Genomic DNA, 13848 nt, shown 5'->3' with positions numbered 1-13848 from the left:
GCGGTAAAACCTGCCTAGGCCTGAGGCGCCGCGACGGCCCTTTTGGCCAATGCCACCGCGCCCACGGCATTTTCAGAGTAGCCATCGGCGCCGATTTCGTGAGCAAATTTCTCCGTCAGCGGCGCGCCTCCCACAAAGACCTTCACCTGCTGGCGCACCCCGGCGCGTTCGAGGGCTTCGATGGTTGTTTTCATCGCCGGCATGGTAGTCGTCAGCAAGGCGGACATGGCGATGATATTGGCGTGCTTCTCCTTGATCGTCTCGATGAATTTCTCGGGCGGCACATTGACGCCGAGATCAATCACCTCGAACCCGCCTCCTTCCAGCAGCGAGGCCACGAGGTTCTTGCCGATGTCGTGCAAGTCACCTCGGACAGTTCCAATGGCGACGCGCCCCACCGGTTGCTCGCCTCGGGCGGCCAGCAGCGGGCGGATCAGTTCCAGGGCGGCTTTCATCGCCCGCGCCGAGATGAGCAGCTCCGGCACAAAATATTCGCTGCACTCGAACCGGCGTCCCACCTCGTCCATGGCGGGCACCATCTGTTCGTTCACAAGCTTGAGCGGGTCGATTCCCTGGGCCAGGGCTTGTTCGGCGGCGCCTCGAGCCAGCAGGGCGTCCCCATTGATGATAGCCTCTTGGAGTTGGTTCAGTTCGGGCATAGGAGCAATTCGGGTCGGCGGTTGCAGCGACCACCCATTTATAACCTGCGCAGGTTTGGAAAGCAAACATTGCCGTGGTGAACGGGCGCGAACTTTTCTGCTGCGGCCATGGCAAAAAATGGTAAGTTGCCCCAAAAGTAAGTTATGAGCGCCCACCAGCCGCATCGTTCTCTGCCGACCCTCGCCGGGATTGCCACTCTGCAAAAAGCCATGAAACCGGGCCTTGCCGTCGAGGAATGCGTCCGCCGGCTGAAACGGTACCATTACGCTTTCAAGCGGCTGCACGGAATCTTCATCGCGCGCATCACGGCCGAGCCGCTCTATGAGCTCAAGATGGGTTTCAGTTATCATGGGCATTTGTGCGCCGAGCACGTCACCGCCTTGCGCCAGCGGGTCGGTGAAATGCGCGAACCCCCGCTCGGGCTCGAGGCTGTCCCGGATGCAAACCTCGAAATTTTTTGGGATGAAATTCTGGGGGCCCCCACGACAGGCGAGCTTCTGGCCGGGTTGTATGAGAAAGCGTTGCCTGCGCTTCAACAGGCGCTCGAACAGCATCTCCAGGACACCAATCCGCTCGCCGATCAGCCCAGCGCCAGGGTGTGCCGCATTGCTTTGATGGATATCGCCGATATGCTTCAATTTGGGGCTCAGTGCGGCGAGGCGCTGGTGGATGCCTCGGGGCGTGAACAAATGAAAGAATGGCTGGGATTGCTGGACACGTGCCTCGATGCGGCAGGTGGACTGGATGGAACGGCCAAGCCCAGCGGCCAGGCTGTAGCGCGCCGGCATTCCGCCGTTCCGTATCGTTACGAGGGGGTGCCCAAACGCGATGAACGTTTTCCTGACCCCTACAACATGGGCGTCAACGCCGAAGTCTTCCTTTATGACGAAAAGTTCCCGCCGCAGCCCAAAACGCTGATGATGTTTTACAAGCGGCTGCGCGAGATCGATGTGCCCGAGATGATGGCCAGCATTATCACAGAGACCAAGAGCAAGCCTTGGGACTATTACCGCGACATGACCCGCCAGCTCTGGGACGAGGCCCGCCACGCCATGATGGGTGAGGTCGGTTTTGCCAACCTCGGAATTGAGTGGCCCCAAAAAGTCATGGTGAACTATACCTGGTCCTTGGCCCTCAATACCCAGCTCAAACCCATTGAACGCCACGCGGTGCTGTACTTTATCGAGCAGGGATTGATGCCCAAAAATGGCAAGCGTTTCGAGTGGGAAGTGGGGCGAGCCTCCCAAAATCCTTTGGCCGCCCTGTTCCAGGATTACGATTGGGCCGATGAAGTCCTTCATGCGCGCATCGGACGCGATTGGTATCTCAAGGAATTCAAGGACCCACAACAAGCCGTCCGCTACGGTGACCAGTGCTGGTCCCGGGTCTTGATGGATTGGGAAACCTGGCGCCGCCAGGGCCTGACTGAACATCGCAATTGGTGGCCGGACCTTTACCGGGCCGCCTGCCAGCGCTGGGGTATCGAGCCCGACCCGGCGGTCCTGGCCTACTCGACCACCTATCAAACCGTTCGCGCCGATCTCAAAGAACTCACCGGCAGCGCATGACCGCGCAAACTCCAGTATGCTTCCACACCCCGTAATAAGAACCCGATTTGAGGCCGCCGAGCAGAAGCCCGATTTCGTAAACCAGCTCTTTGATCGCGGCGCGCAATATTACGATGGCATTGTGTCCTGGGGTTTCCTCAGGAGCGGCAGCAGTTACCGCCGGTGGGCGTTGGGGCGGCAAGGTTTGCGCCCCGGCCAACGGCTGCTGGATGTCGGTTGCGGCACGGGCCTTGTGGCGGTCGAAGCAGCCAGGCTCCTGGGCACCGCGCAGAGCATTACCTGTCTGGACCCGAGCAGCGGTATGCTTTCAGTGGCAAAACGCAAACTCAACGCGCGCTTCCTCCAGGGGCGGGCGGAAGAGATTCCGTTGCCGGACGGGTCGTTCGATTTTCTGACGATGGGTTACGCGCTGAGGCACGTGACCAGCCTGGATCAGGCCTTTCAGGAATACCACCGGGTGCTGGCGAGCGGGGGCAAGGTGCTGCTGCTCGAAATTACCAAGCCGTCCAACCGGCTTGGCGCCGCCCTGTTGAAGACCTACTTCAACTCTTTATACCCCTGGCTCACTCGGATTTTCACCGGAAGCCAAGCCGCACAGGACCTGGTGAAGTATTACTGGGAAACGATCGAAGCTTGCGTGCGCCCCGAGCTGATCCTGGAAACTTTGCGTCGAGCAGGATTCAGAGAGGTAAAACGGGATAGCCGTTTTGGCATACTAAGCGAGTACTCGGCGGTGAAATAGGAACCGGCGAACGCGGCCTCACATTTTGGAGTGCAGCCGCAAACAAAGCACGACGCCGTTTTGGAGTTGACTGGCCGATCCGCGATTTCATTTCCTCATTCGAAATCAGTCGGCCCTGCTCAATGTCGCCCTCTGCCTCCTGAATAGCTGCAAGAAGGGCATCTCGTCCACCACGTCGCGAAAGTCAATGTCGTCGGGCAGGCGCTCCGCGTCCAACAGCGGGCAACAACCTGCATCCGCAAAGCAGCTCGAATTCACGATTGGACGAACGAGTCAGGAGTCTCCGCGAGGGCGGCGTACAAGCATAGCCAAGTCGTGACCCTCCTGCTGCGAATTCTCGATGCGAATTTACACTGTCTTGAATTCAGTCCGGATTCGTTCACACTGACGCCAATGAAATTCAGCCGAAATATCCATCTACTAAGGACATTTATCGCAGCCTTGGCTCTTTCATCGACGGCAAATGCGCAAACCGGCGCAGCCGAACAGCCGCCGGCAGAATCCATGGCCGCCCTGCCCCTGGAAGAATCCGCGAGCCGGGGAATTGTCACGCGCGATCCTTCCGACATCGTAAAGTGCAAGGGTGAATATTGGGTCTTTTACACCGGGCGCGGCGTGCCGTCTTATCATTCCAAGGATTTGGTGAAATGGGAACGCGGGCCTGCGGTATTCAAAACGGCGCCGGAATGGATCGCCAACACGGTTCCCGAAAACCGCCACATGTCCTATTGGGCGCCGGACATCATGAAAGTCGGCGACCGGTATCTGCTCTATTATGCCGTTTCCTCGATGGGAAAAATGACCTCGGCCATCGGGCTGGCCACGAATGCCACCTTAGACCCAAACGACCCGGCGTATCAGTGGACTGATGAAGGTGTCGTGGTGCGGACGCGGGAGGGTGACAACTACAATGCGATCGATCCAACTGTATTTCGTGACACCGACAGCAGCCTGTGGTTGACGTTTGGTTCCTATTGGAGCGGCATCAAGCTGATTCAGCTCGATCCCAAGACCGGCAAACGCATCGCGCCGGATTCGGAGATATATTCACTGGCCTACAATGAATCAATCGAGGCGTCTTATCTGTGCAAGCATGATGGCTACTACTATCTTTTTGTGAACTGGGGTTCTTGCTGTCAGGGCCCCAGGAGCACTTACAACATCCGGATCGGTCGGAGCACGAAGGTCACCGGGCCGTATCTTGACAAAGCCGGTGTGGACATGTTACACGGCGGGGGCAGCGTGTTTTTGGCCACTACCAACGGGCCGTTGATCGGACCGGGCCATGCGGGAACGCTGCTTGCGGAAGGCAGGACTTGGTTCACGTCAGATTTCGAAGGTGACCTTCGGATGAATGGAAAAGCAACCCTTGCGATCATGCCCTTGCGATGGAATCTGGACGGATGGCCGGAGGCAACGGTGATTGATGTCAAACCTCCCAACCTTGCCGAACCTGCGTCGAGGTAAATCCTTTGGGAAAACAGTGCGGTGATTCAGGGGCTAGAAATGCGACTTACGAAGAAAGATACGGGGGACGCAGGGGGAAACGGCACGAATTTCACGAATTAGCACGAACCGGGCTTTCGGAGATTAAGTTCTGCCAGTTTGGGGTTTTTCATGGCGCGGCGACGGCGACATCCGAGATGATGGTCATCGCCGCGTCCAGTGCGGGAGGATAGTTGGGCTCTTATTCCACATATCCGATCAGTAGGCGCCCGTTCGCGGAGTCGCAGAGCAAGGCGGATCTCCACAACACGGTCAACTGCTCATACCGGGTGAGAACATCCCGCCAGTGGATGTTCTCCAGATCGGTTAGCTCGCCCAAGCGATGGGCGGTTTTGGCTGGCAGCTCTCCGCCCTGGTCGGCTAAGAGCGCGAGGAGTGTGTTCATCGAATAGACACGTGTGAGTTCCGCCAAAGCGGCGCTGCGCTCCGGCACATAAAGAAAAAATATCCCGATTTTCCGCAGCTTCTCCGGATCATAGCAGTCGATGAGGTCTGCCCCTTCGCCTCCAGGCACGAACGGGCCAAATAGTCGGTCGAAAGCGCCTCTATCCGAGCGGAGCAGGGCCTCGCGAAACAGGATGTAGTCGTGACCAAAGCACGCTGCCGTAGTCCCATCAATCGCAGGCCCAAGAATCCCGGACAACCCCTCAAAAGCAGGTCCACCACCGGCATGGTATAGCGTGTCGAGAAACGTTTTTGCTTGTGGAACCAGATCATAAGAGCTGCTGTCGCGTAATGCGTTGGCAGGAATCTCCGCCAGGCCTGACGACTGCCATGCTGCCTCCACGGCTCGGGGTGGCGCAAGGATAAGCGAGATGTCAGAAAGGGACATTGCGTGTCGCGGCCCAACGGGCCGGATGACCTACTGCCGCTGAGAATACTGGCGCCCGCATCGCCCCTTCCCTTTCGAAAACCAAGACGCTGGCGGCGGTTAGCTCCGTCCGGTTATTCGGCTCGTCTGGACCAAGCGCGTCGAAGTGGCTGAAACCTGGATGTTGCTGTCAATCAGCTGGGTGACTGCCTGTGCGTCGGCTTCACAGCGTCCGCGACACGCTAAACTCTTTGGAAGCTCGACGGCGCACTCTCGGCACAAACCTCTGCCGCAAGACTTGCAGGTGCCGACCGCTTCTCTGTCTTGGTGATAGAAACAACGCATAAATTTGTGCGACGCTCGATGTGGCTTAACGGTAAAACTCACTCGCGCCGGGCCCCTGGGCTCGGATATGAAACAGAAAGCTCATCGCGGCGTCAGTGAAGTGATTGGTTAGCGCTCATGTGTTGATCTATTCCAGGATTTCTTGCCTTGGGTGGTCGTGCCCGTTTCGGGATTGTGCGCCCGAGCCAATCACTGTCCGCATCCGGATAAGTGACGGCTGTAAAATTCAGGGTTTTCCTGCGCATCGTCTCATGTTGGTCCGCAAATCAGTTTAAATCAAGCGCCCATTACCTCCTCACCAGCACCATCACCTCGGAAATGACCAACTGATACTTGCGACGATGTTCGCGAATCAAAAATGGCAGGTCCACCCGCTTCGCCAGCTTGAACCCGGGGCGCAACAGGGACTGCACCCGGCGGCTGGTGAGCCACTCATTTTTTGGCGTGAATTCCTCGAGCCATGAAAACGGCGAGGCAATCACCAGTTGACCGCCCGGGGCGACCACCCGCTCAAGCTGGGCCAGGAAACGGGCCGGATGCGGCAGCCGGCACAGCAGATTGATACATGCGACAATCTGGAACGGGCCAGCCGCGTAGCGGCTCAAATCCATAGCGTCACCCGCCCGAAATTCCACTGAGCTTTTGCGCAGCCCAGCGGGCAATGTTAATCGGAGCGAGCGGAATTGTTTGCCAGTCTCCTGGAGCCGAATCTGAATCTGACGCTCCGATGCCATCCGGCGGGCGGCGCGAATGAAGCGCCCGGAGAAATCTATCCCCACTGCCTGGTCCGCAAGGCGCCCCAGCTCGAAGGTGAAGCGGCCCACACCGCAGCCCAAATCGAGCGCCGCAATGTGTCCCTTGCGGCGGATTGGCAGCAGGCATTCGGTCCGTATTCTCTTGTGGAATCGCAGCATCTCAGGCGCAAGGCAACCAAAGGCGCGGAGCTGCGGCGCCGTCCCGTAGTGGAACAGGAGATATTCGCTTAAGTAACGGTTGCTCTCGTAAGGATTGGAGGTCACAGAGCGACCTGTTTTACAAAATCGGTGGGCTGATAATCCTTGAGCAAAAGGACCTCCTGTTTGTCCTTGCGCATCCAGAGGCCGTTGAGGTGAATCTCGGGGGTTTTATGAGGGGCAAAGAGGATGTCCTCGTGCGTGGCGTGGCGTTTGTCTTTGAAACGAGCGAGGCCCAAATCACCGCCCAAATGATCATCCCGTCCGGTGGCCAAATGCATGGTGCCGAGAATCTTTTCATCCTGGATATCGGCGCCGGCCACCGGCAAGACCTGCGTGCCCAAACCGAGTTCACCCAACTGGCCCGTAGCCGGGTCCTCTTTGAAAAGCGCCAAGGCGCGCTCGAGACTTTCCGCGTTGCCTTGCAGTAATCTCCCATCCCGAATTCGCCCCCCGCTCACTTCCATCAGAGCCAGAGTGCCGTCTTCTTTTAGTTTCATTGGAAACTGCCCATCAGCGCCCGTAGGGACCCAATAGATTTCCCCTGCCGGCAGGTTAGCAATTTCGCCGGGGGTGCGGCAGAGGCCATGGCTCTTTTGCGCCTCCTGTCCTCCCAATTGGAGCGTCAGACGGTATGTGCCGCCAAGCGTTTCGAATTCAACCAGCACCTCCTCACAGCGGGTCAGGGCCTGGCGAAAGCGCTCGGCTTTGAGCGAGACCTGTTCGTAATCCTTGGCCAGGCCGCTTTGAAGAATAATCGGGTTGCACCCGTGCATGGTGGCGCCGCGAAAGCCCATTTTCCTGGCGAGAGCTGTCAACGGGGCTGTAGCGGAGTAAGTGGAGAAGTACAGCACGATGTCGAGGTGGGCCAGCGCGTCCTCGACCAGCCGCAGCCTGCGGCCCTCCGGATTCACGACGTCAGGCGGCAACTCCAGGTTGCTGCCGCCGGTGGGCTCGTAGGCATAAAATTCGATTGTGGCGAAAGGCAACTCCGCCCGGCGCTGCTGCAGCCCTAAATAAAATACCTCATAGGCAATGCGCTGGGTAATGAACGCCGGGTTTTGCTTGAATTTCCAATTATCGATCTCGGATAATTGGGGCAGGTCGATAAAAACACCCACCCGCTCGGATGCTTTGGGGTGGAACACCGTTTTCATGAGGCGAACCAGATCAAACCCAGGGATTCCCATGGCTCTTAGCATAGCGCGTCTGCAACTTTCCGCAACCCGCCTAATACTTCAGCACCGTTGCCAAGAACCTCCGGCATTGCTCGGTCGTGGGGGAGTCGAACAGCGCCGCGCCTTCGCCCGTCTCGACAATGCGCCCGTCGGCAAGGAACGCGACGCGGTCCGCCACCACCCGCGCAAAGCCCATCTCATGAGTGACCAGCACCAGGTCGGAGCCTTCGGCGCGGAGTTGCCGTATCATATCGAGCACCTCGGCGGTCATCTCCGGGTCCAAAGCCGAGGTTGGCTCATCAAAGAGCAGCACCCGTGCCTTGATAGCCACCGCCCGCGCAATGGCTACCCGCTGGCGTTGGCCCCCGGAGAGGGCGGCCGGTCTCTTGGCCTCATGCGCTTGAAGTTGGAAGCGCCGCAGCAGCCCCCGGGCGGTCTCGATAGCCTCCGCCGCCTCGTAGCCATGCACCTTCTGGAGCGGCAGCGTGATGTTCTCCAATGCGGTTAAGTGCGGGAAGAGGTTGAATGCCTGAAAAACCACACCCACACTGCGGCGATGGCGTAGCAGCGACTCTTCATCGAACCGCACCCGCTCCCCGTTCAATGTGAACTCCCCGGCATCGGGTGTTTCCAAACCGGCCAGGATTCGCAACAGGGTCGTTTTGCCGCCGCCCGATGGCCCCACCAGGACAAGGCTATGGACCCCGGACAACTCGAGCGACACGCCATCCAATGCTCGGTGGGGTCCAAATGCTTTGCTGATATTGCGGATGCTAAGTTTCAAAGCGGAGTCTCTTTTCCAGGGCCCGTGTCCAGAGGGAAATCGGCAAGGTCAAAACCAGGTACCCCAAGGCCAGCGGGATGTAGGATTCGAGGGTGCTGTAAGTGACCGAATTCACATCGCGCGCGGCCTGAGTGAATTCGTTTACAGCAATAATCGAGAGCAGCGACGAATCCTTAATAAGCGAGACGAACTGTCCAACCAGCGGCGGCAGCGTCAAGCGCAGCGCCTGGGGGAAAATGATGTATCCATACGTTTGCGCGCGAGTCAGTCCGATGGCTTTCGCGGATTCGACTTGGGATTGGCCGATGCTCTCGATTCCAGCCCGCACCACCTCGCTGATATAGGCCCCGCTGAAAAAGGACAGTATCAACACACCCGCCACATACCGGTTCTCGATGCGAAAGGCATCCGCCACAATGTAGAAAAAAATCAGAATTTGCACCAGGAGCGGCGTGCCTCGAACCAGTTCGATGTAGAGCTGGCCGAAATAGCGCATGGGCAGGAAACGGGAGCGGCGCACCAGGGCGAAAACCACGCCAATAATGGTGCTGAGGCCCAAGGAGACCAGCGAGATGGCAATCGTCACCAACCACCCCTCCAGGAACGTGCGGCGGTACTTGTAAACGGCGCCCCAATTCCATTGGTAGGCGACCTGGTGGAACGAAAAGTAAAAGACAAAGGCCACCAGCAACAGCGCCAGCAGCAATCCAATAACCCGTGAAGACCACGGCGCCGAGCCGTCGGCCGCGCTAACTGGTGCAAAGAGAATTCTCCTCAAAGGAATCAGAAATAAAATGGTATGCCCAGTTTTTTGAACTCTTCCTTTTGGCCGGGGAGATATTTCTCGCCCAGAGCCTCAAAGCCGCCGTGAGCGCGAAACTCGGACAGGAACCGGTTCACCTGGGTCTTGAGAGCGGCGTCTCCTTTGCGCAGACCGATGGCCCAGGCCTCCTCCTGGAAGGGCTCGAGCAGGGCGCGGGTGGCATCGGGATGCTGCCGCCAATGCTTGAAGACAGACATCTGGTCATAAATGAAGGCCTGCGCTTTATCCTGAACGACCTCCAGCACGCAGGCATCCTCCTTGTCGAACACCAGCACCTGCGCCCGCTTCAGATGGGTTTGGGCATAGAGCTGGCCGGTTGTCCCCTGCTTCACCGCGATATGAAAGCCGGATTCATCCGCGTCGGCAATAGAGCGGATCAGGGCCGACTTGTTGACCAGCAGGCAAAGCCCGGTCCGCAAGTACGGCTCGGAAAAGTCAATCGATTCCGCGCGCTCCGGAGTCTCTGTCATTGAAGAAATAATCAAATCGATCTTGCCGGTCTTGAGCGCCGGAATCAAACCGTCAAAAGGGATGTTTTCAATCCGCACATCGCGTCCCAGAAATTTGCCCAGCGCCCCGGCCATTTCGACGCTGATTCCGAAGGGCTTGCCCTGCGGATCAATCATCTCAAATGGGGGATAGTTGAGTTCCATCCCGACGACAAGTCGTGCCGCAGGGTTGGGAGCGCAGCCCGGGGCGGCAAGGCAAAGAGCCAGCGCCAGCAACCACTTCACAGAAGCAGCCGGTGCGGCGATTGGGCGGTTGTTCATGCGCCCGGCATTGTAGCACGGAGACCGTTTAATACTCCACATTTGCCTTCTTCATATCCCGGGACTAGGTTCTATTCAGGTTTTTTCGCAGTGAACCCAAGACATGCCCAAATTAGCTTTTATGAAAACCATCACTTCTCATCAGCGATCGAAGGCCGGCGCCATTAAGAACCAGCGCGCCTCAACAACCGCCGGTCACGGCAACGGTCACAGCGCAGCGCGTGGAAATGGCCATGGAATCCGGGCGGAGGTGGCGGCCTGGCTGGCTCGCCCCAAACACAACCTTATCGGCGGGCGATGGGCGCCCAGCGCGGCTGGGAAGAGCTTCAACACAGTCAATCCAGCCGACGGTTCGGTGCTCGCCCGGGTGCCCGATAGCGAACGGGAGGACATCAACCGCGCTGTCGCGGCTGCCCGGCGCGCCTTCGAATCGGGGCCTTGGCGCAAAATGACCCCAAGCGAGCGGGGCAAATTGCTATGGCGCATTGGCGACCTGATTCTAGGACATGCGGACGAGCTGGCGGAATTGGAATCGCTCGATAACGGCAAACCGTGCGCGGTGGCGCGTGTCGCCGATGTCCCCCTCGCAGCCGATCTGTTCCACTACATGGCGGGATGGGCCACCAAGATTGAAGGCAATACCATCCCCATTAGCGTCCCCTACGCGCCGGGCGCGCAGTTTCATGCCTTCACGCTGCGCGAACCGCTCGGGGTCGTTGGCCAAATCATTCCGTGGAATTTCCCGCTCCTGATGGCGGCCTGGAAACTGGGCCCTGCCCTGGCGGCCGGCAACTGTGTCGTGCTCAAACCGGCTGAGCAAACCCCGCTTTCGGCATTGCGCCTGGGCGAATTGCTGCTTGAAGCCGGGCTTCCTTCGGGCGTCGTCAACATCGTTACCGGTTTTGGGGAAACCGCCGGAGCCGCCCTGGCAGCCCATGATGATGTGGATAAGGTCGCCTTCACCGGCTCGACCGAGGTCGGCAAGCTCATCGTGCGGGCGGCGGCTGGAAACCTGAAAAAGGTCACGCTGGAACTGGGAGGAAAGTCTCCCAATATAGTGTTTAAAGATGCCGGCGATCTTGAGGCAGCTATAAACGGGGCAGCCAACGCGATCTTTTTCAATCACGGCCAATGCTGTTGCGCCGGTTCCAGGTTATTGGTCGAACGCGAAGTTTTCGATGATGTGGTCTCCGGGATTGCGCAACGCGCCAAGAAGATCAAGCTGGGCTCGGGATTAGCGCCGGAAACCGAGATGGGGCCGCTGGTTTCGGAGGAACAACTGATGCGCGTCACCCGCTATCTGCACCAGGGCAAACAGGACGGCGCCTGCTTTGTCACCGGAGGGGCGCGGGTCGGCGAGCAGGGCTACTTCGTCCAGCCCACCGTGGTCAAAGACGTTAACCCAAAAATGAGCATCGTCCGGGAGGAAATCTTCGGGCCGGTCGTGGTGGCCGAGCCGTTTACGGATGCGGAGGAACTGATGCCGCGCGCCAACGGGACCGAATATGGTCTTGCGGCAGGTGTCTGGACCCGGGACATCGCCAAGGCCCATCGCGTTGCAGCAGCACTCCGAGCCGGCACGGTCTGGATTAATTGCTACAACGTCTTCGATGCCGCTCTGCCGTTCGGCGGATACAAACAATCCGGCTGGGGCCGCGAAATGGGCCACGAGGTCCTGGAACACTATACCGAGACCAAAGCAGTAGTGATTGGTTTGTAAGAAGGAGGACTGGCACAAGAGGGTGCGCCAGCGCTTTGGACTGCGGTAGTCCTCTACCGCTTTGAAAAAAAAGAGAGGCCCGGGTCCTCCAGGCCTCCAGAGATTGACGAAACAGAAATTCAGTAGCGTTCGCGCCGGCCACCGCCACCGCCACCGCCGCCGCCGCCACGAAACTCACGCCGGCCACCGCCGCCGCCGCCGCCGGGGCGCTCTTCACGAGGACGGGCAATATTGACCGTCAAGGCTCGGCCGCCTAGTTCTTTGCCGTGCAACGCGTCGATGGCCTTCTGGGCTTCCTCGGGCGTGCTCATAGTGACAAAGCCAAAACCCCGTGGCCGGCCCGTGGCGCGATCCATCATCAGGTTTGCTTCCAGGACCGTGCCGTGTGCCGCAAAGGCATCCTGCAGGTCGTTTTCCGTAATGTTGAAACTAAGGTTTCCAACAAACAATTTTGCACTCATCTATTAACTATTTCCCTGTCCTTGACTAACTCTTGCTTTCTCCAGACTGTTCCCGCCTATCGGGTTTCAAATCGTCACTGAACCTGTGTTCACCTGAAGATTCACCATGGCCGTGGAAGCGACAAGCTATCTGACAGATTGCCGAACAGTGCGCCCTTTTGGAAAAATTGCAAGCCCTATCGACGAAAAAAGAAGTAGGGTTTAACCCCACTGCGACGCAGTTTGTTCATGCACAGCTATTTACAACTACAAAACCTGGCGGGCAATGGACACATTTTTCAATCCAGCGTCGGGCTTTGACCCCGTTCCAGTTCCAAAAACTCAGTTTACTCAGCAAAGGTCAAATCGGTGAATATCCGAAGGGTCGAACCTTGTTGTGGAGAATTCTATGGTCCATCCAGGGCTGAGGGTGTGGAGGGCGTGTGCCACTCGAGGCGAAATGACAGCTAGGTCTCCGGCCTTAAGCGTGATGGATTCCCGCGCGCCGGACTCGATATCGCCCACAACTAACTTCAGTTCGCCTTGCATGAGATAAATCTGCTCCTCTTTGACTCGATGAAAATGATTCCCGCGCGCACTGCCTGCTTGCAGTTCGACCGCCGCCATGTAGCAGATGCCCTCGGTTCCATCATAAAACTGCGCCAACTCGCCTTGGGACAAAAACAAGCGCTTCAGGCGGGGCGCTTCCGGCCCGGGCCGGCCATGAACGGTAAAAAGCGACTGCACATGGACTTTGCCGGACAAAAGCGTGGATTCAGGCATTTTGGTGGGACCTATAGCACACCGGGTTTGCTTTGGCGAGCATGGTACAAGAGAGCGCGCCAGCGTCTTGGACTGCGGCAGTCCTCTGCCGCTTTTGGATGTCCTCCCGCTCCGACGCCGCCGCCCAAATCCAAGGCCACAGGACGTGGGGACTCGAAACCCATCCACCATACCCCTTGCAACCGAGTCATTATTAGCCTATTCTGGACGGGTGGTGAAAAGACAACCGCGTCAAAATATTTTCATTCTCGAGGGCCAATGCGCCGGGCCGGGCGTTTGCCCCCTGAGCCGGGTCCAGGCGGGCATGACAGTCTGCATCAAACGCCTTTCTACCACTCCAGAAATGAGCGACCGCCTCCGTGAAATGGGTTTTTGCGAGGACCAGCAAATCAAATTAGTTGCGTGCGAATCCAGCTTTATCTGCCAGGTCTGCAACGCGCGGCTTGGCATCAGCAAAAAGCTGGCTGACTCGATCTTTGTTCAGGCTGTGCAGGGCTCGTTCACCGAGGAGTAATTTATGCCGCCGGTTCTTCAGCCCTTGAGTTCTGTCCCTGCAGGCCACTCGGCAACCGTCGCCGAGATCAAGTTGCCGCCGGCCAGGCGTCCGCGCCTTATGGAAATGGGACTGCTCGTCGGAACGAAAGTCGAGCTGGTTCGATTTGCCCCGCTGGGCGACCCAATTGAAATCAAGGTTCGCGGTTACAATCTGACCCTGCGGAAGCACGAGGCCGAGCAGATATTCGTTCAACCCACCGAATAGGCGCT

Annotated in this window: 15 protein-coding genes; 6 read left to right on the top strand and 9 right to left on the bottom strand. The window is 58.3% G+C overall.

Annotated features, from left to right (window positions below):
* Positions 1-14: 14 nt before the first annotated feature.
* Positions 15-659 carry a corrinoid protein gene (locus VG146_14910; GenBank protein ID HEV2393640.1) on the bottom strand — a complete coding sequence of 215 codons (645 nt, stop codon included), beginning with the start codon at positions 657-659 and terminating at the stop codon, positions 15-17.
* A 144-nt stretch (positions 660-803) separates the two neighbouring features.
* Here VG146_14910 and VG146_14905 point away from each other — a divergent pair, with 144 nt between their 5' ends.
* The 3 genes from VG146_14905 to VG146_14895 all read left to right on the top strand — a co-directional run bounded on the left by VG146_14905 (position 804) and on the right by VG146_14895 (position 4437).
* Positions 804-2228, top strand: coding sequence for a hypothetical protein (locus VG146_14905; protein ID HEV2393639.1), 1425 nt, complete (start codon positions 804-806; stop codon positions 2226-2228).
* A gap of 16 nt (positions 2229-2244) precedes the next feature.
* Positions 2245-2970, top strand: a complete 726-nt coding sequence (locus VG146_14900; protein ID HEV2393638.1) for a class I SAM-dependent methyltransferase — start codon at positions 2245-2247, stop codon at positions 2968-2970.
* A 393-nt stretch (positions 2971-3363) separates the two neighbouring features.
* On the top strand, positions 3364-4437 hold the full coding sequence (locus VG146_14895; protein HEV2393637.1) for an arabinan endo-1,5-alpha-L-arabinosidase: 1074 nt from the start codon (positions 3364-3366) through the stop codon (positions 4435-4437).
* Positions 4438-4657: 220 nt separating this feature from the next.
* Here VG146_14895 and VG146_14890 read toward each other — a convergent pair whose 3' ends face one another.
* From VG146_14890 to VG146_14865, 6 genes are all read right to left on the bottom strand, one after another.
* Positions 4658-5308, bottom strand: a complete 651-nt coding sequence (locus VG146_14890; GenBank protein HEV2393636.1) for a hypothetical protein — start codon at positions 5306-5308, stop codon at positions 4658-4660.
* A gap of 611 nt (positions 5309-5919) precedes the next feature.
* On the bottom strand, positions 5920-6651 hold the full coding sequence (locus VG146_14885) for a methyltransferase domain-containing protein (GenBank protein ID HEV2393635.1): 732 nt from the start codon (positions 6649-6651) through the stop codon (positions 5920-5922).
* Complete coding sequence (locus VG146_14880; GenBank protein ID HEV2393634.1) at positions 6648-7742, bottom strand: hypothetical protein; 1095 nt, start codon at positions 7740-7742, stop codon at positions 6648-6650. The genes VG146_14885 and VG146_14880 overlap by 4 nt, the downstream gene beginning before the upstream one ends.
* A 73-nt stretch (positions 7743-7815) precedes the next feature.
* Positions 7816-8547 carry an amino acid ABC transporter ATP-binding protein gene (locus tag VG146_14875; protein ID HEV2393633.1) on the bottom strand — a complete coding sequence of 244 codons (732 nt, stop codon included), beginning with the start codon at positions 8545-8547 and terminating at the stop codon, positions 7816-7818.
* Positions 8537-9325, bottom strand: coding sequence for an amino acid ABC transporter permease (locus tag VG146_14870; protein HEV2393632.1), 789 nt, complete (start codon positions 9323-9325; stop codon positions 8537-8539). The genes VG146_14875 and VG146_14870 overlap by 11 nt, the downstream gene beginning before the upstream one ends.
* 5 nt (positions 9326-9330) lie before the next feature.
* Positions 9331-10140 (bottom strand): transporter substrate-binding domain-containing protein, encoded by an 810-nt coding sequence (locus VG146_14865; protein HEV2393631.1) that lies wholly within the window; start codon positions 10138-10140, stop codon positions 9331-9333.
* Positions 10141-10261: 121 nt separating this feature from the next.
* Between VG146_14865 and VG146_14860 the strand changes: the two genes are divergently transcribed.
* Complete coding sequence (locus VG146_14860; protein ID HEV2393630.1) at positions 10262-11860, top strand: aldehyde dehydrogenase family protein; 1599 nt, start codon at positions 10262-10264, stop codon at positions 11858-11860.
* A 119-nt stretch (positions 11861-11979) separates the two neighbouring features.
* Here the strand turns inward: VG146_14860 and VG146_14855 are convergent, their stop codons facing one another.
* Together VG146_14855 and VG146_14850 are read right to left on the bottom strand one after the other, a co-directional pair.
* Entirely contained in the window at positions 11980-12321 is a 342-nt protein-coding gene (locus tag VG146_14855) for an RNA-binding protein (protein ID HEV2393629.1), read from the bottom strand.
* A gap of 330 nt (positions 12322-12651) precedes the next feature.
* Complete coding sequence (locus VG146_14850; protein HEV2393628.1) at positions 12652-13083, bottom strand: cupin domain-containing protein; 432 nt, start codon at positions 13081-13083, stop codon at positions 12652-12654.
* Positions 13084-13297: 214 nt separating this feature from the next.
* On the opposite strand from VG146_14850, the gene VG146_14845 reads away from it, so the two are divergent.
* Positions 13298-13597: a FeoA family protein gene (locus tag VG146_14845; GenBank protein ID HEV2393627.1), complete on the top strand. Its 300-nt coding sequence runs from the start codon at positions 13298-13300 to the stop codon at positions 13595-13597.
* Between the two features lie 3 nt (positions 13598-13600).
* The gene (locus VG146_14840) at positions 13601-13843 is read left to right on the top strand and encodes a FeoA family protein (GenBank protein ID HEV2393626.1); all 243 of its coding nucleotides are present in this window, start codon (positions 13601-13603) and stop codon (positions 13841-13843) included.
* The last annotated feature ends 5 nt before the right edge of the window (positions 13844-13848 follow it).

The sequence above is a fragment of the Verrucomicrobiia bacterium genome, assembly GCA_035946615.1.
GTDB lineage: Bacteria > Verrucomicrobiota > Verrucomicrobiia > Limisphaerales > UBA8199 > DASYZB01.
This window is presented reverse-complemented; position numbering and strand designations above follow the sequence as displayed.

Coding starts and splice junctions, on each gene's coding strand:
- VG146_14900 (HEV2393638.1), top strand. CDS start 2,245: ATGCTTCCACACCCCGTAATAAGAACCCGATTTGAGGCCGCCGAGCAG.
- VG146_14895 (HEV2393637.1), top strand. CDS start 3,364: ATGAAATTCAGCCGAAATATCCATCTACTAAGGACATTTATCGCAGCC.
- VG146_14855 (HEV2393629.1), bottom strand. CDS start 12,321: ATGAGTGCAAAATTGTTTGTTGGAAACCTTAGTTTCAACATTACGGAA.
- VG146_14860 (HEV2393630.1), top strand. CDS start 10,262: ATGAAAACCATCACTTCTCATCAGCGATCGAAGGCCGGCGCCATTAAG.
- VG146_14890 (HEV2393636.1), bottom strand. CDS start 5,308: ATGTCCCTTTCTGACATCTCGCTTATCCTTGCGCCACCCCGAGCCGTG.
- VG146_14865 (HEV2393631.1), bottom strand. CDS start 10,140: ATGAACAACCGCCCAATCGCCGCACCGGCTGCTTCTGTGAAGTGGTTG.
- VG146_14910 (HEV2393640.1), bottom strand. CDS start 659: ATGCCCGAACTGAACCAACTCCAAGAGGCTATCATCAATGGGGACGCC.
- VG146_14905 (HEV2393639.1), top strand. CDS start 804: ATGAGCGCCCACCAGCCGCATCGTTCTCTGCCGACCCTCGCCGGGATT.
- VG146_14840 (HEV2393626.1), top strand. CDS start 13,601: ATGCCGCCGGTTCTTCAGCCCTTGAGTTCTGTCCCTGCAGGCCACTCG.
- VG146_14880 (HEV2393634.1), bottom strand. CDS start 7,742: ATGAAAACGGTGTTCCACCCCAAAGCATCCGAGCGGGTGGGTGTTTTT.
- VG146_14850 (HEV2393628.1), bottom strand. CDS start 13,083: ATGCCTGAATCCACGCTTTTGTCCGGCAAAGTCCATGTGCAGTCGCTT.